A 16894-nucleotide genomic window follows, 5' to 3' on the forward strand; every position below is an offset into this window, starting at 1 on the left:
ACTCAAGTTTATGCGCTGCTGGAACGCGCGGCACGCCGCTGCCGCTTCCCCAAGGGCGCCTGGGAGAGGTCCTCCGCGCCGGACCGGAGGTTCTTGAAGCCGTAGCCGCGCTCCGTCAGCCACGCCTTCGCCGCCTCCTCGGCCCGCTCGGTCGCCTCCAGGATGTCCTCCTCTTCCTCCCCGGTGTCCGAGAAGCGGAAGACGAAGGCGGGCCGGGCGGCGATGTCGTAACTGAGGTGCCCCTCGGGCGTGTAGGCGGCGTGCAGCACGTCGTGCCGGGCGGCGTCGGCGAGCAGTTCGGCCCGCTGGGCCTCGCTGAGCCCGTCGAAGGCGCCGCGGACGGTGATACGGAAGGTTCGGGTACTCATTGCGCGACCTTAGGCACAGCTGGCGGTACGCCTCCACCGGGTTTCCGGCACGAAACTAGACTTTGAAGGGAAGGCGGTGGCGTTCCATGCCGTACGTGACTGTGACCGCGCTGAGCCATCCCGGGCTGCTCCGCGAGCGGAACGAGGACAGTCTGGTGGTAGGCCCGTGGACCCTGTGCGCCACTGTGACCGAGAGTCCGCAGACCCTGTTCTTCCCGCTTGGGACGCCCCTGGTCGTCGCCGTCGCGGACGGACTCGGCGGGCATCCCGGCGGTGACGTGGCCAGCGCGCTGGTCGTCCGCCGGATCGCGTCGATCGGCTCCGCCCTGAGCAGCGAGGACGCCGTCCGCGACGCCCTGAGCGCCTGCAACCGCGCGGTGTACCTGGCCGCCGGCGGCGACGAGGCGAGCGAGCTGGCCGCCATGGGGACGACGGTCGCCGGCATCGTCGTGCAACCCGGCTCGCTCATGGTGTTCAACGTGGGCGACAGCCGGGTCCTCGCCGCCTCCGACGACGGGCTGCGCCAGCTGAGCGTCGACGACAGTCCACCCCTCGAACCCGGGCAGCGCACCACCTCCCTCGTCACCCAGTGCCTCGGCGGCAGCCCCGGCTACCGCCCCATCCGCCCCCACGTGGCGGCCACGCCCCTGACGCTCGGCGACCGCTACCTCGTCTGCACCGACGGTCTGACCGATCCGGTGCCGCCGGAGGTCCTGGACGACGTCATGCGGGAGCGCGAGGACAACCGGGCGGCCTTCGAACTGTGGAAGACCGCCATCGCGGCGGGCGGCCCCGACAACATCACGTTGGCGGTCGCGCGCGTCGTGGACGAGTAGCCCAGTCCCGGCCCGGGCCGGGATGACCCGGGTGGATGAAGGCGGCCCAGGCCGCCGGGTGGTCCAGCCTCGGTCCCTTCGCCAGCTCGTCGCGAAGGCTGCCGCGGAGCGACCCCGGGGCGCGGCGGTCGGGGTCGAGCCCCCAGTTCTGTGCGCACCAGAGGGCGCCGACGGGGCCGTGGCCCTCGACGGACAGGTAATGGTGGAAGACGGCCATCATCAGGGCCGAGGCGGAGTCCTCGGTGGCCCACCGCGACCCCACCAAGGCGGTCGTCAGCGTGAGCGCCTCGTCGTGGTCCCGGTTGCTCAGGTCCGTCTCGCAGGCACTCAGCACGACCAACGGCCCCTCGGCGGCGTCCTGTTCGACCGACTGGCGGTCGAGCAGACGGGCCAGGTCAGCCTTCCGGGATCCGGCCGCCCGGGCCGGTCCGGCGGCGGGCCCGCCGGGTCGACGGGGCGCGCCAACTGCAGCGCGGACTCCGTCGGACTGGTGCCGGCCGAGCCGTGGCAGGCCACGCGGAGCAGGGACGGGCTGCCGGAGAGCGCGTCGAGAAGGTCGTCCGGCGTGCCGGGTGCTGCCGGTTCGACGGGCGGCTCGTACAGGTCGCCGTACAGCCGCGTCTGCGGGTAGAAGGGCCGGTGGAGCGCCGTCACCTCCAGCTCCGCGTGCGTCAGGGTCATCGTGGGGTCCGCCACCAGAACCGGGTCGGAGGCCGGGCGCGCCGGGCACGCCGCACCGCGTCCAGGAACTGGCGGCCGGACGCCGCGTAGCTGATCACCATGATCTGGCAGACGTGGTCGCGGGGCGCACCGGCCGGCAGACGGGCCGCGTGCCAGGGGACGATGCCGAGGCGGCCGCACGGCACCAGCACGATCCGGGGCGGTCCGGGACGGTCCCTGCGCCGGTTCTCGTTGGCCTGGAGCCGTCGGCGACGCCGGTCATGAGAGGGGCGGTCACCGCTGGCGGCTATCGCACCGCCGTCTTCGCCGCAACTCCCTTGCGCCAACCGAGATTTGACCGGCAGTCGCCCGGATCGATCACGTGGTCGGCGGCCGGGCGAACACCGGGCGACGTCCGGGCCGGGTGTTCACCGCGCCCGGGTTCCACTGCTTCGCTGGGGTCGGGGCGGAACGACGGACGGAGGAGGCGTGGACGTCGGGGGAGCGACCGCGCTCGTGGTCGCGGTCGTCGGGGTCGTCGGGACGCTGCTGTCCGCGCTGCTGACCCAGCGCGCGGCCGACCGCAGCCGCCGACGCGAGCAGGAGCACGCCGAGGAACTGCAGGAGCGGCGCAGGCAGGCCCAGGAGCTGCGGTCGTGCTACGTGGCGCTGAACACCTCCGCCCGGCACTATCTGGCAGCGCTCACCGACCAGTTGCACGCGCTGGGACGCACCGAGGACATGAGGGTCGTACGACAGCGGCTGACCGAGGCCCGTGACCAGTACCGGGACGTGTACGCCGAGGCGCAGCTGCGGGTGCCGGAGCGTGTGCTCGACCTCGCGGGCGACTTCAGCCGTGATCTGGGCATCGTCTACGGCATGGTCCGGCGCCTGGACGAGGGCGCCCCGCGTGCCGGGGACTCGCCGGCGGCAGTGCAGCAGGGCATCGACGCGCTGTGGGGCGGGCTGCGGCGGATTCGGCGGGCGATGAGGGTCGAACTGGGCGCCTCCTGGGTGGATTTCGGGCGATGAGCACCCGAAGCGCGGGATCTTGTCGCCACCGGTCCGGCGGATCGGCATAGTGGCGTTCAGGCCAAGGGCTGTCGAGGACCCGGAAAGGCAGGACGCACCGGTGAGCGACGAGGAGAGCGGCGGCGTACGGGGGCTGCGCGCGTGGGCCGCGGACGCCGCGGAGCGGGTCAAACGGCTGGTCCCCGCCATGGGGGCCGGTACGGTGGCGCCGCGTGACTTCGACGCGTCGGTCACCGAACTCGACCAGCTGGAAAGGCTGCTGGACCACGACCCGGCCCTGTGCAGCACGGTGAGCGTGTGGCTGGCGGGCGCGCTGACCCAGCGGCACCTCGCCGGGGGCGGTGTGTCCGCGGACCGGGAACGCGCGGAGAGGCTGCTGAGCGACGTACGGGACCCAGGTACGGAGCTGGGGGCGACGGCGACCGAGGAGGACCGGCGCTGGGCCGCGCTGTTCCTGCTGCCGCTCGTCACGCCGTTACGGCCGCAGCAGGGCGGGTTCGGTGCGGCGCCCGACTTCTCCGCCCTCGTCGAATGGGTCGACCGGGTAGGACCTGCCGGGATGGCGAGGGCCGTGGCGGAGATCCAGGCGCTGACCGCGGAGGTGGTGAAGCTGCCCCTGCCGCCGGAGTTCCTGGAGCAGCTGCGGCAGATGCAGGGGCTGTCCACGACGCCCCCGGAGCCGGGGTACTCCGACCCGATCACGAGCATGATGCCGCCTACAGCAGCCGGCGCGCCCGCGGCTCCTCGGCCGTCTGCGGCTTCCGATGCGTCCGTGGATCGCCAGCCGTCTGTGGCTTCGGACGTGCCCGCGCCCCCGGCTCCCCAGCCATCCGTGAATTCCGACGCGCCCACGCAAGCCCAGCCGTCCGCAGAAGTCCAGCCGTCCCCGGATTCCGACTCACCCGCGGCTCCCCAGCCACATACGGACTCCGCCCCACCTGCGGACTCCACCCCGCCCCCGGCTTCTGCCGCGTCCGCTGCCTCCACCCCGCCTCCGGGCGCCAAGCCCCCACCCACCCTCGACGACATCCGTCGGCTCGCCGTCGCCGTGGACGCTGTCGGGGCCACCGCCTATGGTCTCGAAGACGTGCGGAAGAGTGATGATCCCGCCCGTATGCTCAACGAACTCCTCCGACGGCTGCGCTCGGCGCAGGATCTGCCGCTCCCCGAGCCCGACCAGAGCGCCGCGCTGGAGAGCCTGAGGGCGCTCCTGCTCGGCGTCGGATTCGACGTCGGCGGCACGCGTCAGGACTGGTCGGTCGCGCGTGCCCACAGGCAGAAGGTCGTCGACCTCTTCGAGCGGATCGCGGGATCAATGCCTCCGGAAGTGGGGGATCCCGTCGTCCTGGCCCGTGCGTTCGATCTGTGCGGCCGGGTCGTCGATGCCGGGGAGTCGGAGGACGTCGGGGCGCTCCGCGACCTGGTGGACGAGGCCGAAGCGCTGGAGAAGTCCGTACCGGCAGGTCATCCGTTCCGTTTCGCCGCCTTCATGGCCCTGGCCGTGGCCTACGGCAGGCTCGGCATCGTCACCCAGGACAGGGAGATGATCCTGCGTGCCGTGCCGTACTACGAGAAGGGGACGAGCGGCGTCAGGACGAGCGGTCTCCCCTTCGCCGACCAGGTGTATGTGCCGTACCTCCCCGACTTCGATCTGGTCCGCGCCGCCCTGAACGACGACACGGCGGCGCTGAAGGATCACGTCCGCCCCTCTCGGGGCGCCACGACGGCCGAGCGGCACACCTCCGCGCTCTCCCTGCGCACGCATTACGCCCTCACCCGCGACCCCGCGGTCCTCGACACGCTGATCGACGAGCTGGAGCAGGTCCGTGACGGCGTCCGGGAGGGGAGGGCGCCGCGGGTCGCCGCCGAATCGCTCTGGTTTCTGGCCGAGGCCTATCGAGAGCGCGGTGTCCGCAACGATGACGTGCAGGACATCGCCGCCCTGGAGGCGGCCAAGGAGGCGCTGACCGCGCTCGCCGCCGACGTCCTCCTCCAGGACGGTGCGGAACACGGACTGCTGGCGGCCCGCGCCGGAGCGAGCAGGGGTGTGCGGGCGGCCCTGTGGGCGGCCTCGCAGGGCCGGCTGCACGACGCGGTGGCCGCGCTGGAACTGGGCCGGGCCCTGGTGCTGCACGCGGCGTCGACCTCGTCGGCCGTGCCCGAACTCCTGGACGCCGGCGGGCACCACGCACTGGCCGAGGCGTGGCGGGCGGCCGACCCGGCCGAGGGCCCCGATGCCGACGACGGCGTCCCCGACGAACTGCCGAGCACGCTGCGCCGCCAGGCCCTCGAAGCCCTCGGCTACCGGCGGGAGGGCGGCCTGCTCAGCACGCCGACGCTGAGCGAACTCGCGGACGGGATCGAGGAGAGCGGCGCCGACGCGCTCGTCTATCTGGTCCCCGGCGAGGGCGAGAACCCCGGCGTGGTGATCGCGGTGAGTCCGCGGCTCGGTGCCGCGGTGGGGGTACGGCAGCTGCTGTCCGGCGCCGAGAGCGGCCCGTTGGAGCGCTACCTCGACGCCACCGCCGTACGCGACGCCGGCCGGAACGATCCGTCCGCCGAGCAGGCCTGGGAAGAAGCCCTCACGGCCCTCTGCGACTGGGCCTTCGAGGTGCTCCGCCCCCTCCTCGCCGACGTGGAGGAGCAGCTTGCCGGCGAGGGCGACAGGGGTGACCGGCCGCTCAGGCTGGTCCTGGTGCCCTGCGGGCGACTCGGCATCGTCCCCTGGCACGCCGCGCGCCGCCCGGAGGAGGCGACCCACACCTACCTCTGCCAGACCACCGTGATCAGCTACGCGGCGTCCGGCGGCCAGTTCCTGCGGACACTGAGGCGCGCACCGCGCGAACCGGCGGCCGCCCCGGTCCTGCTGGCCGACCCGAACCTGGACCTGACGCATGCCGAGGTCGAGGTCATGGCCCTGCGGGACGCCTTCTACGGGCGGGCCCGGATGTGCGGCGGGATCTTCGAACTGGCCGACGACGAGCTGACCCCCGGCACGCCCGACGACGTCCTCGCCTTCCTCGCCGACGGGACCTCGCTGCTCCACGTGGCCTCGCACGGATCGGCGGGCACGCGTCCCACGGTCTCGGCCCTGCATCTCGCCGTGCCCGAGGACACCGGGGAGACGCCGGCGGAAGAAGCGGGCCCGAGCCGGCTGACGGTGACCCGGCTCCTCGACCGTCCGGACCAACAGGCCGCCCAGGAGGGGCCGTTGGTCGTCCTCAGTGCCTGCCGGACCGATCTGAGCACCCGCGACCACGACGAGGCGCTGACCCTCACCACGGCGTTCGTCGCGGGCGGCGCACGGGATGTCGTCGGATCACGGTGGACGACCCAGGACAGTGCGTCGGCGCTGCTGATGGCGGTGTTCCATCACCATCTGACCGCCGAGGGGCTCAGCCCCGTCGACGCGCTCAGGGCCGCACAGCTGTGGATGCTCGACCCGCACCGCACGAACCCGGGCTCGCTCGGCGGCGAACTGCTGCGGCAGCTGGAACGCCCCGACCTCGACCGGATCGCGCTCTGGGCCGCCTTCATCCACCAGGGGCATCCGGGACCGGGAGCGGCGAGACCCGGAAGCCGTGGAGAAACAGAAGCAGGTACCGAAGGGGGGAACGCATGAACGACGGCGGTACGAGCGACGGCCCCGGCGGCTCGACGGAGCGGCTGCTCGTCCTGATCGGCGAGCACCGGGACACCATCCGCGAGGCGCTCGACGACGAGCAGTACGCCCTGCTGCTGGCCCGGCTGGAGGCCCTCGCGGCCACGGACGCTGCCGACGACAGGGCGGTGCGCAGGGCGGCCCAGGGGGTTCGTCTGGCCCTGCTGCCCCTGCCGCTGGACCATCATGTGCGCAGGGCGCTGGACTCCGTACGGCTGGTCGCGGTGCCCCCCGGGCCGAAGGCCGTGGTGGGGGCGCGTGAGCTGATGGCCCTGCTGACAGCAGTGTCTCCGGCCCCCGAACCGGCGTACGGCACCGCGTCCGAGGAGGACCGGATGCTGCTCGGGGCGCCGGCCCTCTCGGCGGACGAGGCGCGGGTCCGCTGCGGCGGCGCGCCACCTCCCGAGCTGATCAGACTGACGGATCCCCGGGACGGCGACCGCTATCCGGAGTTCCAGTTCGGCGAGGGCGGCGGCACCCCGCGCGAGGTCGTCCTCCGGGTCAACCGGCTGCTCCTCGCCGACATCGACCCCTGGGGCGCCGCGGCCTGGTGGCTCAACGGCAACACCTGGCTGGGCGGGACGCCCGCGTCGCTGCTCGGCCGGCTGCCGGACCATCGGCTGGTCGGAGCCGCCACCGCACTGGTGGAGGGGGACTGATGAGCGACTTCTTCCCCATGATCGAGTTGGAGCTGCGCCCCAACCGTCTGGTGATCCCGGCCGGCACCGAGCTGTGGCGGGTGCACCAGTCCAAGTACGCGCCGGACCAGTTCAGCCCGAAGCTCGCGGACATCCACTTCGGCGGGGGCCGCTTCGAGGGCACGGTGCTGGATCCGTACCACAGCCTGTACCTGGCGGACACCCCGCTCACCGCCCTCGCGGAGAGCGTGCTGCGCTCCCGGCCCTTCGAACTGCCGGCCGGTACGCGGCGGATCCCCTACAGCGCCGTCCGGCGGCGGTCGCTGAGCGGCCTGCGCACCCGGTGCGAGCTGATCCTGGTCTCCCTGGTCGACGGGCAGGATCTGGCCGCCGTCTGCCAGGACTCCACGCTCCTGGAGGACGAGAGCAACTACGCGGTCGCGCGGCGCTGGTCGAGCGAGATCCGGGCGCAGGCACCCGATGCGATGGGGCTGATCTGGGAGTCCCGGCGCAACCGGGCCCAGCGCGCCCTGGTGCTCTTCCACGACCGCTTCGAGCACTGCGACGGCAGGCCGCTGGAGGTGCTGCAGGACGGCGGGATCCCGGACCTCGGCTCCCAGGAGGGCATGAAGAAGGCCAACGAGATCCTCGAACCGCTCCGGGCTGTCGTCTCGGAGCCGGTGTGGCAGTGATGTGGGGACCGCCCCGTCCCGCTTGTCGGTGGCCGAGACGTGATGCCATCGTGGGCGCATGGCATCGTCCCTCCCTGACCATGCGTCACTTCTCCGTGAACTCAAGGAGGTCAGGCGCGCCGGACTGGTGAGGCTGCGCGGGCGCGCGCTGCCCGGCTTGGAGGCGGCGGCGCAGGCGGTGCCCGCGACCGGCGCCCGGACTCCCGGCGCGGCCGTCGAGACGATGCTGCGGCTCGCCGTGTCGCGTCTGGACGCCGGGACCCTGCGCACCGCCGCCGAGTACACGCTGGGGCTGGCCCAGGGCACCCGGGACTGGCCCGCGTCCTCCCGCCGGGCCCGGGCGGCCTCGGTGTACGGGGTGAGCGTCGAGCGGTTCCGCAAGGACCACGAGGTGATGGTCCTGGGGCAGGTCGCCGAGCATGTGCTGCGGCTGGCGGCGGAGACGGCCGCGGCGCCCGGAGCCGCCGCCGTGGCCGAGGAGGGAGTCGGCACGCACCGGACCGTGCGGGTCAGGGTCGACGAGCGGCCGGTGACGCTCACCCTCCATGTGCACCCGGTGGACCTGCTGCGCGACGTGGACGTGGTCGTCTCCCCGTCCAACGTCCACTTCGCGCTGCCCGAGCGGTACAAGTCGTCGGTGGCCGCCTCGCTGCGCCGGGCGGCCTCGGTGCGGGGCGTCACCGGTGACGTCCTGGACGACCCGGTCCACGACGAGTTGAACAAGTGGGCGTGCCGGAACGGCACTTCGGGGCGCGCCGTGCTGCCCGGCACCGTGGCCGCCACCGGTACGGGGGCCCTGGCCGCGCAGGGCGTACGACGGATCTACCACGCGGCCGTCGCCGTTCCCCGGGCCGGGACCAACGACTACGACGTGCTGCCGTCCGACATCACCCGGGCTGCCACCCGCGCGCTCGCGCTCCTGGCGGAGGAACACGACCGGTTCGACCCGCCGCTGCGCTCGGTGTGCTTCCCGCTGCTCGGCTCGGGCCGCGGCGGACTGGCGTACGACGTCAGCCTGGCCGCCGTATGGGCCGCGGTAGAGGCGGAGTTGGCCCGTGGTGCCGGGTGGGACGTCCACTTCCTGGTGCGTACGCCCGAGGCGGCGGCGCTCGTGGAGCGCATACCCGCCGGGATCCGACCACCGTACGACCGACGGCCGCCCGGCCGCCCCGATGGAATGGGAGAAGACCCCCGCTCCGCATGAGGGGCGCGCGGGTCGGGCGAGCGGGCGCGAGGGGGGAACCCGCTCGCCCTGAGCTTTTGTGCCGCCTGCGAGGCTGAGTGCGGACCCTGCTTCGACTACCTGCGGCGCCGCGGCAGTGCCGCGTGCCCGCCGCCTCGCCGGGCTGTTCGGCGGCGGGGCGGGCTCACCGCGCCAGGGTGTCGGCGACCTCGAGGTCCGGCAGGTCGAGCGAACAGATCCGCTCGGCCTCGTCGGCGGGGATGCCGAACTGGCGCAGCAGGCCACGGACGACCAGGTCCGCGGACGTCGCGTCGTCGCGGTCGGGCTGCGCGTGCAGCAGCGCGCCCAGTGCCAGTGCGGCGCCCGCCGTCACCGCCAGGGCGAGGTCCAGGTCCTCCACCTCGAAGCGGCCCGCGTCCACCGCGGCACGGATGTCGTGGAACGCGCGGGGCGCCGGCCCGCGGTCGGACTGGGCCAGTTCGAGTCCGTGGTGCAGCAGGATCCGGCTCAGCTCCGGATGCCGGCGGTGCAGCCGGCCGGTCATCCGGAAGCTCTGGGCGAACGCGACCGCGGGGTCGTCGACGTCCGCGGTGAGGCGGTCCATCACCGAGCCCCACCACTCCAGCGCCTCTTCGACCGCGACCCGGAAGAGGCCCTCCTTGCTGTCGAAGTAGTTGTTGATTCCGAACGGCGCGAGCCGCAGGCGAGGGGGTGGCGATCCGGGACCCGGGTCGCCACACCTCGACGCGGGCGAGGTCTCGCGCGTCTCGTTCCTCGACTCCCTCGACTCCCTCCGACTCCCTCGACTTCCTCAGCGAAATTCCGCATCGTCCAGCGCGAAGCCGTACCGTCCCTGCAGCCGGACGAAGCGCGCCGAGGTCACCATCCGCGGCTGCTCAAGCCCCGACGCGGTGCGCTCGAAGCACACCACCTCCTCGCGCCCGCCCGGCCCGATCGGCTGTACCAGGCGGCCTCCCTCGCGCACCTGCGCGACCAGCGGCGCGGGCACCTCCGGGAACGCGGCCGACACGAGGACCGCGTCGTACGGAGCCAGGTCCGGCACGCCCCCGCTGCCGTCGCCGACCCGCAGCTCCACGTTGCGTACGCCATGCCGGGCGAGATTCGCGCGCGCCTGCCGGGCGATGCCCGGCCGTACCTCGACGCTGACCACGTCGGCGGCCAGCCGGGCCAGCAGCGCGGTCTGGAACCCCAGGCCCGTACCGACCTCGAGGACATGCTCGTTCCCGGCCAGACCGAGGCTCTCGATCATCATGGCGGACAGCGACGGCTGCGTGGTGACCTGGCCCTGCCCGATCGAGACAGGTGCGTCCCGGTAGGCGGCGGCCACCTCAACGGCCGGGACGAATCCTGCCCGGGGCGTCGTGCGCACGGCATCGAGCAGTCGCTCGTCCCCGATCCCGGCGGCTCTGAGGGCTCGCACGAGATCTTCGGGCCCCCTCGGACCGGACACGGAACTCACGGGCGGATCACCACCACCAGGCTAGGCGCCCGCTGCGGGAAACAGCGGGCAAGTGGTTCCCGGGAAGCGCCTACCCTTGACCCATGACCAGCAGCAGCGACCGGAGCCCGGCAGTGGACGTTCCAGCACCCAAGAGCTACGAGATCCGCACCTACGGGTGCCAGATGAACGTCCACGATTCCGAGCGATTGTCCGGACTGCTCGAAGACGCCGGGTACGTGCGCGCCCCCGAGGGGTCGGACGGCGACGCCGACGTCGTCGTCTTCAACACGTGCGCGGTGCGGGAGAACGCCGACAACCGGCTCTACGGCAACCTCGGCCGCCTCGCGTCCAAGAAGGCGGGCCACCCCGGTATGCAGATCGCGGTCGGCGGCTGCCTCGCGCAGAAGGACCGCGACACCATCGTGAAGAAGGCGCCCTGGGTGGACGTCGTCTTCGGCACGCACAACATCGGCAAGCTGCCCGTCCTGCTGGAGCGGGCCCGCGTCCAGGAAGAGGCGCAGGTCGAGATCGCCGAGTCCCTGGAGGCGTTCCCCTCCACGCTGCCGACCCGGCGCGAGAGCGCCTACGCGGCCTGGGTCTCGATCTCCGTCGGGTGCAACAACACCTGCACCTTCTGCATCGTTCCGGCCCTGCGCGGCAAGGAGAAGGACCGTCGCCCCGGCGACATCCTCGCCGAGGTCGAGGCACTGGTCGCCGAGGGCGTCTCCGAGATCACGCTGCTCGGGCAGAACGTCAACGCCTACGGCTCCGACATCGGCGACCGCGAGGCCTTCAGCAAGCTGCTGCGCGCCTGCGGCAAGATCGAGGGCCTGGAGCGGATCCGCTTCACCTCCCCGCACCCGCGCGACTTCACCGACGACGTCATCGCCGCGATGGCCGAGACGCCGAACGTCATGCCGCAGCTGCACATGCCGCTCCAGTCCGGCTCGGACACCGTCCTGAAGGCGATGCGCCGCTCCTACCGGCAGGACCGTTACCTCGGGATCATCGAGAAGGTGCGGGCCGCCATCCCGCACGCCGCGATCACCACCGACATCATCGTGGGCTTCCCGGGGGAGACGGAGGAGGACTTCGAGCAGACCCTCCACGTCGTCCGCGAGGCGCGCTTCACGCAGGCGTTCACCTTCCAGTACTCCAAGCGGCCCGGCACCCCCGCCGCCACCATGGACGACCAGATCCCCAAGGAGGTCGTCCAGGCGCGCTACGAGCGGCTCGTCGAACTCCAGGAGGAGATCTCCTGGGAGGAGAACAAGAAGCAGGTCGGCCGCACCCTGGAGCTGATGGTCGCCGAGGGCGAGGGCCGCAAGGACGGTGCCACCCACCGCCTGTCCGGCCGCGCCCCCGACAACCGCCTGGTCCACTTCACCAAGCCGGAGCAGGACGTCCGCCCCGGCGACGTGGTCACCGTCGAGATCACGTACGCCGCCCCGCACCACCTCCTCGCCGAGGGCTCCGTCCTCGCCGTGCGCCGCACGCGCGCGGGCGACGCGTGGGAGAAGCGCAACGCCGCGGCGGCCGCCAAGCCGGCGGGCGTGATGCTGGGGCTGCCGACGGTCGGGGTGCCGGCGCCGCTGCCGGTCGCCACGAGCGGCTGCGCGCTGGACTGAGCACCCGGCACCGAGGGACAGGGGGGCGGAACATGGCGCACTGGGTGGTTCTCGCGCAGTTCGGTCACGGGGACCAGTACCGCAGCGAGGAGGCGGCGCGCTTCGAGTGCACCCCGGACGAGGCCCGCGCCCGCCTCTACGAGCTCGCCTGTACCCATCGCCCCCGCCACGGGCTGCGCCAGAAGCGACCGTGACGTCTACCGGATCGGGGACGGGGACGCCTACTACACGAACATCGAGGGTCTGGTCTCCACGTTCCGCGTGATCTACCGGCTTGCCGAGCTGGTGTGGAGCTCCGACCCGGTGCCACCCCCCTGGCAGTAGGCTCCCGATCATGCTTGTCGCCGCAGCCGTCTGCCCCTGCCCGCCGCTGCTCCTGCCCGAGGTCGCCGCGGGTGCCGCGCCCGAAATGGACATCGCGCGCGCGGCGTGCACCGATGCGCTCGGCGTGCTCGCCGCCGCCCGCCCCGACCTGCTGGTGGTCGTCGGGCCCGCCGAGCAGAGCGGGCGCGGCCGGCACCCGCAGGGCACCCCGGGCTCCTTCCGGGGCTTCGGCGTCGACGTGGACGTACGCCTCGGCGCGGCCACGGACGTCGCGGCTGAGCGTGAGCTGCCCACGTCGCTGGCCGTCGGCGCCTGGCTGCTGGAGCGCACCGGCTGGGCGGACGCCCCGATCGAGGGGCTCGGCGTCGGGGAACCGCTCGCGCCCGAGCGGTGCGTCGAGGTCGGACGGGACATCGCCGCCCGGGCCGGGCGGGTGGCGCTGCTGGTGCTGGGCGACGCCAGCGCGTGCCGCACGCTCAAGGCACCGGGATACCTGGACGAGCGGGCGGCGCCCTTCGACGCCGAGGTCGCGCGTGCGCTGGGGGCGGCGGACGTGGCAGCCGTCGAGGCGCTGGACGCCGAGCTGGCGTACGAGCTGAAGGCCTCCGGCCGCGCGCCCTGGCAGGTCCTCGCCGGAGCGGCCGAGGGCGCGGGCCTGAGCGGGTCACTGCTCTACGACGACGCGCCGTACGGCGTCGGGTACCTGGTCGCCACCTGGTCCTAGGGGCCGCCCGGCGGTGCAGAAGCCCGGGGCGTCGCCCGATGGCCGAGAAGTCCTGGGCGTTGCCCGGCGGTGGAGAAGTCCTGGGCGTCGCCGCGGGGCGAAGCCGAAACGGCGGACGGCCGGGAGCGCTGGCGCTCCACGGCCGTCCGCCGATCCGCGTGTCGTTCAGGAAGCCGGTGGAGGGCCCTCCGGCCGGGTCGGGGTCGCGGCGTCGCCGGTCTCCGGACCCTCCTTGTGCGCCAGGCGGTCCATCGCCCCCTTCGCCTTGTCCGTGCCGGCGTGGATCTTGTCGCTGTACTTGCCCTTGGTCCGCTCGTCCACGGCCTTGGCGGCCTTGTCGATGCTGTGCTGGACCTTGCCCCCGTGCTTCTGGGCGAGGTCCGACACCTTGTCCCTGGCCGGGGCGAGCTTGGCCTTCACGTTGTCCATCAGACTCATGGTCCACCTTCCCTCACGGGGACAGTCATGTGCGGGCGCCCTCACCGGCCTCGCTGTCGGCGGCCTCGTCCGCGGACTGCTGCTTGGGGATCTCGGCGCTCTCGGCGCTCTCGGCCGCGCCGGACTCGGCGGCCTTCGCCTCCGCCGCCTCGCCCTCGCGCCCCCGCCCGTCCTCGGCCGGCCCCTTCGCCTCCGCTGCCCGATTCGCTTCCGCCACCGCCTCGGCCGCTCCCGACTCGGTGCCGGTCTGCACCTCGTCGGTCGCCGCCTCCTGCGTCGCCTTCGACCTGCCGAGAAGTCGTGCAAAAACGCCCATATCCACTCCTTACGTTACTCGTGCGGGCGAAATCCCGCGTCACGCGGTGCGTCCGTTTGCACCGCCCGGGTCACCGTGTCCAGTGACCGGCGGGCACCTCGGTGCAACGACGCGGAATGCGTACCGTCACGTAACTCGTTCGAGGCGTGGTCGTGAGGTTTGCGAGACTGGTGCGGTGAGCAGTGCATCTCCCGCCCCCCGCGTCATCGCCGTCGTCGGCCCCACAGCGGCCGGAAAGTCCGATCTGGGCGTTTTCCTGGCCCAACGACTCGGCGGCGAGGTCGTCAACGCCGACTCCATGCAGCTCTACCGAGGGATGGACATCGGCACCGCCAAGCTGACGCCCGAGGAGCGCGGCGGCATCCCACACCACCTGCTGGACATCTGGGACGTGACGGTCACCGCCTCCGTCGCCGAGTACCAGAAGCTGGCCCGCGCCCGGATCGACGCCCTGCTCGCCGAGGGCCGCTGGCCGATCCTGGTCGGCGGCTCCGGCCTCTACGTCCGCGGAGCCGTCGACAACCTGGAGTTCCCCGGCACCGACCCCGTGGTCAGGGCCCGCTTGGAGGAGGAGCTGGCTCTGCGCGGCTCCGGGGCGCTGCACGCCCGCCTGGCCGCCGCCGACCCCGAGGCCGCCCGTGCGATCCTGCCCAGCAACGGCCGCCGTATCGTCCGCGCCCTGGAAGTGATCGAGATCACCGGGCAGCCCTTCACGGCCAACCTCCCCGGCCACGACTCCGTCTACGACACCGTCCAGATCGGCGTCGACGTCGCCCGCCCCGAACTCGACGAGCGCATCGCGCGCCGTGTCGACCGGATGTGGGAGGCGGGCCTCGTCGACGAGGTGCGCGCCCTGGAGGCGCAGGGGCTGCGCGAGGGCATCACGGCCTCGCGCGCGCTGGGCTACCAGCAGGTACTCGCTGCGCTCGCCGGGGAGTGCACCGAAGCGGAAGCACGGGCCGAGACCGTACGCGCCACCAAGCGCTTCGCGCGCCGTCAGGATTCATGGTTCAGGCGCGATCCGCGGGTGCACTGGTTGAGTGGGGCCGCGGCGGACCGCGGGGAACTTCCGCGGCAGGCCCTGGCGTTGGTCGAACGACCGGTCACAGCCTGATCACGTCATGGCATCGGGATGCGCCGCCGGTCAACGGGGCGTGCGGCGCCGTGCCATCATCGTGCTTCGATCGACCAAGTGGAGTCCTAGTTGGGAGGGCGCGTGGCGATGGAGGCCGGCCCTCGCGACACCGCACAAAGTGCCGAGCACGTCACCACAGACGGTGACGAGCCGGATCGGCGCGAGGACTCTCTGACCGACCTGACGGACCTGACCGACGACGGGCCCGACGAGACCCCGGGCGGCGTCACCGCCGACGGGCCGGCGCCCGAGGAGATGTACGCGAGCGGTCCCGAGGTCGAGGTGGAGCTGCGCCCGCAGCGGCGACTGCGCATCTGGCAGCTCGCGCCCATCGTGGCCCTGGCCGCGGGCGGCTCCCTGATGTTCGCCTTCCCGCTCGCCTTCGACTTCGGCGACAGCGGTGCGGTGATCGCCATGCTGGGCCTGCTGATCTGCTCCTGCGCGGCGGGCTGGGGCATGATGGCCGCCCGCCGAGTGGGCTACACCTGGCCTGGCCTCCCGGCCCGCGGCTCGGGCCGTCGCCCGGACTGGCGGGTGGTGCTCGGGTACGTGCTGCTGGTGGCCGTGGTCGTGATTCTGGCCGTCTGGCGTGTGGCAAGGCTCCGCTGAAGCGTGCTCCTGAGGGGCGCGGGTCCGTATCGATGTGCGGCTCCGCCCCGTGGGCGCGATCAACCCCCACCGACCCGCCCCGTCGCACCGGCCTGCCCCGCCCCGTCGGTCCCCACCGACCCGCAGCTCGACGACGCCCTTCCCTTACGATCGAGGAATGAGCACGCGCACGCGGATCCCCTTCCTCAAGGGCCACGGCACCGAGAACGACTTCGTGATCGTCCCGGACCCCGAGAACACCCTCGACCTCACGCCGGAGGCCGTCGCCGCCCTGTGCGACCGCCGCGCCGGCGTCGGCGGCGACGGGGTGCTGCACGTCGTACGGTCCGCCGCGCACCCGGAGGCCCGGGAGATGGCCGCCGAGGCGGAGTGGTTCATGGACTACCGCAACGGCGACGGCTCGATCGCGGAGATGTGCGGCAACGGCACCCGGGTGTTCGCCCGCTACCTCCAGCACGCCGGACTCGTGGGCGAGGGTGACCTCGCGATCGCCACGCGCGCGGGCGTGAAGAGCGTGCACATCGCGAAGGACGGTGACGTCACCATCGGCATGGGCAGGGCCCGCCTGCCCGAGGGCGAGGTCTCCGTGAGCGTCGGCGAGCGCAGCTGGCCCGCGCGCAACGTGAACATGGGCAACCCGCACGCCGTCGCCTTCGTCGAGGACCTCGCGCACGCCGGCGATCTGTACGCCCCGCCGCCGGTCAGCCCGGCCGCCGCCTACCCGGACGGGGTCAACGTCGAGTTCGTCGTCGACCGCGGACCCCGTCACGTCGCGATGCGCGTGCACGAGCGCGGCTCCGGCGAGACGCGTTCCTGCGGCACGGGCGCGTGCGCGGTCGCCGTGGCCACCGCCCGGCGCGACGGCGCCGACCCGGCCGTCACCGGCACGCCGGCGACGTACACCGTGGACGTGCCCGGCGGGCGCCTCGTCATCACCGAACGGCCCGACGGCGAGATCGAGATGACCGGCCCCGCCGTGATCGTCGCCGAGGGCGAGATCGACTCCGAGTGGCTGGAAAACGCGCTCCGCTGACCAGGGCAAACCGTGCAACGAACGGCTCCGGACGCCGGGTTCGGTGTTTTCAGGCGGCCGGGACCGTTCGAAACCGCGGCCGAGTGCAGGGCAGGTGGCGCAAACTCTAAACCTCCTCGTCGTCGCTCGAATGGGTGATCCGTTTCACGCTCGGC

At 72.9% G+C, this 16894-nt stretch carries 17 protein-coding genes and 1 pseudogene; 12 read left to right on the plus strand and 6 right to left on the minus strand.

Translation table 11 applies throughout. The features are described 5' to 3' along the window. Positions 1–8: 8 nt before the first annotated feature. A complete protein-coding gene (locus ACIF83_RS34310) occupies positions 9–368 on the minus strand; it encodes a DUF6204 family protein (RefSeq protein WP_393480891.1) in 360 nt (119 codons plus the stop codon). Positions 369–454: 86 nt separating this feature from the next. On the opposite strand from ACIF83_RS34310, the gene ACIF83_RS34315 reads away from it, so the two are divergent. Continuing rightward, complete coding sequence (locus tag ACIF83_RS34315; protein WP_398141312.1) at positions 455–1204, plus strand: PP2C family protein-serine/threonine phosphatase; 750 nt, start codon at positions 455–457, stop codon at positions 1202–1204. Here ACIF83_RS34315 and ACIF83_RS34320 read toward each other — a convergent pair. Further along, a pseudogene (locus ACIF83_RS34320) lies at positions 1170–2085 on the minus strand (CHAT domain-containing protein); the annotation flags it as partial. The gene ACIF83_RS34315 and the pseudogene ACIF83_RS34320 sit on opposite strands and share 35 nt — an antisense overlap. 268 nt (positions 2086–2353) lie before the next feature. Between ACIF83_RS34320 and ACIF83_RS34325 the strand changes: the two are divergent. The 5 genes from ACIF83_RS34325 to ACIF83_RS34345 all read left to right on the plus strand — a co-directional run bounded on the left by ACIF83_RS34325 (position 2354) and on the right by ACIF83_RS34345 (position 9091). Beyond that, positions 2354–2896 (plus strand): hypothetical protein, encoded by a 543-nt coding sequence (locus ACIF83_RS34325; RefSeq protein ID WP_399732774.1) that lies wholly within the window; start codon positions 2354–2356, stop codon positions 2894–2896. Between the two features lie 100 nt (positions 2897–2996). Continuing rightward, on the plus strand, positions 2997–6518 hold the full coding sequence (locus tag ACIF83_RS34330) for a CHAT domain-containing protein (RefSeq protein ID WP_399732777.1): 3522 nt from the start codon (positions 2997–2999) through the stop codon (positions 6516–6518). Next, the gene (locus ACIF83_RS34335; protein WP_399732780.1) at positions 6515–7216 is read left to right on the plus strand and encodes a hypothetical protein; all 702 of its coding nucleotides are present in this window, start codon (positions 6515–6517) and stop codon (positions 7214–7216) included. The genes ACIF83_RS34330 and ACIF83_RS34335 overlap by 4 nt, the downstream gene beginning before the upstream one ends. Next, complete coding sequence (locus ACIF83_RS34340) at positions 7216–7887, plus strand: RES family NAD+ phosphorylase (RefSeq protein ID WP_393480907.1); 672 nt, start codon at positions 7216–7218, stop codon at positions 7885–7887. The genes ACIF83_RS34335 and ACIF83_RS34340 overlap by 1 nt, the downstream gene beginning before the upstream one ends. 58 nt (positions 7888–7945) lie before the next feature. Continuing rightward, positions 7946–9091: a hypothetical protein gene (locus tag ACIF83_RS34345; RefSeq protein ID WP_399732783.1), complete on the plus strand. Its 1146-nt coding sequence runs from the start codon at positions 7946–7948 to the stop codon at positions 9089–9091. A gap of 163 nt (positions 9092–9254) precedes the next feature. Here the strand turns inward: ACIF83_RS34345 and ACIF83_RS34350 are convergent, their stop codons facing one another. Together ACIF83_RS34350 and ACIF83_RS34355 are read right to left on the minus strand one after the other, a co-directional pair. Then, a complete protein-coding gene (locus ACIF83_RS34350; RefSeq protein ID WP_398141307.1) occupies positions 9255–9674 on the minus strand; it encodes a hypothetical protein in 420 nt (139 codons plus the stop codon). A 207-nt stretch (positions 9675–9881) separates the two neighbouring features. Beyond that, positions 9882–10511 carry a protein-L-isoaspartate O-methyltransferase gene (locus ACIF83_RS34355; RefSeq protein ID WP_399732787.1) on the minus strand — a complete coding sequence of 210 codons (630 nt, stop codon included), beginning with the start codon at positions 10509–10511 and terminating at the stop codon, positions 9882–9884. A gap of 122 nt (positions 10512–10633) precedes the next feature. Here ACIF83_RS34355 and miaB point away from each other — a divergent pair, with 122 nt between their 5' ends. The 3 genes from miaB (at position 10634) to ACIF83_RS34370 (ending at position 13208) form a co-directional block, all read left to right on the plus strand. Beyond that, positions 10634–12160 carry a tRNA (N6-isopentenyl adenosine(37)-C2)-methylthiotransferase MiaB gene (gene miaB / locus ACIF83_RS34360; protein WP_399732790.1) on the plus strand — a complete coding sequence of 509 codons (1527 nt, stop codon included), beginning with the start codon at positions 10634–10636 and terminating at the stop codon, positions 12158–12160. Positions 12161–12192: 32 nt separating this feature from the next. Beyond that, entirely contained in the window at positions 12193–12354 is a 162-nt protein-coding gene (locus ACIF83_RS34365; protein ID WP_399732792.1) for a hypothetical protein, read from the plus strand. Positions 12355–12494: 140 nt separating this feature from the next. After that, positions 12495–13208, plus strand: coding sequence for a class III extradiol dioxygenase subunit B-like domain-containing protein (locus ACIF83_RS34370; protein ID WP_399732795.1), 714 nt, complete (start codon positions 12495–12497; stop codon positions 13206–13208). Positions 13209–13373: 165 nt separating this feature from the next. Here ACIF83_RS34370 and ACIF83_RS34375 read toward each other — a convergent pair whose 3' ends face one another. Continuing rightward, a complete protein-coding gene (locus ACIF83_RS34375; RefSeq protein WP_393480923.1) occupies positions 13374–13646 on the minus strand; it encodes an antitoxin in 273 nt (90 codons plus the stop codon). A 25-nt stretch (positions 13647–13671) separates the two neighbouring features. Then, the gene (locus ACIF83_RS34380) at positions 13672–13962 is read right to left on the minus strand and encodes a hypothetical protein (protein WP_393480925.1); all 291 of its coding nucleotides are present in this window, start codon (positions 13960–13962) and stop codon (positions 13672–13674) included. Between the two features lie 175 nt (positions 13963–14137). Here ACIF83_RS34380 and miaA point away from each other — a divergent pair, with 175 nt between their 5' ends. From miaA to dapF, 3 genes are all read left to right on the plus strand, one after another. After that, positions 14138–15076 carry a tRNA (adenosine(37)-N6)-dimethylallyltransferase MiaA gene (gene miaA / locus ACIF83_RS34385; protein ID WP_399732800.1) on the plus strand — a complete coding sequence of 313 codons (939 nt, stop codon included), beginning with the start codon at positions 14138–14140 and terminating at the stop codon, positions 15074–15076. Between the two features lie 108 nt (positions 15077–15184). Then, a complete protein-coding gene (locus tag ACIF83_RS34390) occupies positions 15185–15706 on the plus strand; it encodes a hypothetical protein (RefSeq protein WP_398141332.1) in 522 nt (173 codons plus the stop codon). A gap of 157 nt (positions 15707–15863) precedes the next feature. Then, positions 15864–16739, plus strand: coding sequence for a diaminopimelate epimerase (gene dapF / locus ACIF83_RS34395; protein ID WP_398141303.1), 876 nt, complete (start codon positions 15864–15866; stop codon positions 16737–16739). Positions 16740–16894: the final 155 nt, after the last annotated feature.

The sequence above is a fragment of the Streptomyces sp. NPDC085866 genome, from assembly GCF_044541035.1.
Lineage (GTDB): Bacteria > Actinomycetota > Actinomycetes > Streptomycetales > Streptomycetaceae > Streptomyces.

Excerpts from the sequence above, each read along its gene's own strand:
- ACIF83_RS34310 (WP_393480891.1), bottom strand. The coding sequence starts at position 368 with ATGAGTACCCGAACCTTCCGTATCACCGTCCGCGGCGCCTTCGACGGG.
- ACIF83_RS34315 (WP_398141312.1), top strand. The coding sequence starts at position 455 with ATGCCGTACGTGACTGTGACCGCGCTGAGCCATCCCGGGCTGCTCCGC.
- ACIF83_RS34335 (WP_399732780.1), top strand. The coding sequence starts at position 6,515 with ATGAACGACGGCGGTACGAGCGACGGCCCCGGCGGCTCGACGGAGCGG.
- ACIF83_RS34340 (WP_393480907.1), top strand. The coding sequence starts at position 7,216 with ATGAGCGACTTCTTCCCCATGATCGAGTTGGAGCTGCGCCCCAACCGT.
- ACIF83_RS34345 (WP_399732783.1), top strand. The coding sequence starts at position 7,946 with ATGGCATCGTCCCTCCCTGACCATGCGTCACTTCTCCGTGAACTCAAG.
- ACIF83_RS34350 (WP_398141307.1), bottom strand. The coding sequence starts at position 9,674 with ATGGACCGCCTCACCGCGGACGTCGACGACCCCGCGGTCGCGTTCGCC.
- miaB (WP_399732790.1), top strand. The coding sequence starts at position 10,634 with ATGACCAGCAGCAGCGACCGGAGCCCGGCAGTGGACGTTCCAGCACCC.
- ACIF83_RS34365 (WP_399732792.1), top strand. The coding sequence starts at position 12,193 with ATGGCGCACTGGGTGGTTCTCGCGCAGTTCGGTCACGGGGACCAGTAC.
- ACIF83_RS34370 (WP_399732795.1), top strand. The coding sequence starts at position 12,495 with ATGCTTGTCGCCGCAGCCGTCTGCCCCTGCCCGCCGCTGCTCCTGCCC.
- ACIF83_RS34375 (WP_393480923.1), bottom strand. The coding sequence starts at position 13,646 with ATGAGTCTGATGGACAACGTGAAGGCCAAGCTCGCCCCGGCCAGGGAC.
- ACIF83_RS34380 (WP_393480925.1), bottom strand. The coding sequence starts at position 13,962 with ATGGGCGTTTTTGCACGACTTCTCGGCAGGTCGAAGGCGACGCAGGAG.
- ACIF83_RS34390 (WP_398141332.1), top strand. The coding sequence starts at position 15,185 with ATGGAGGCCGGCCCTCGCGACACCGCACAAAGTGCCGAGCACGTCACC.
- dapF (WP_398141303.1), top strand. The coding sequence starts at position 15,864 with ATGAGCACGCGCACGCGGATCCCCTTCCTCAAGGGCCACGGCACCGAG.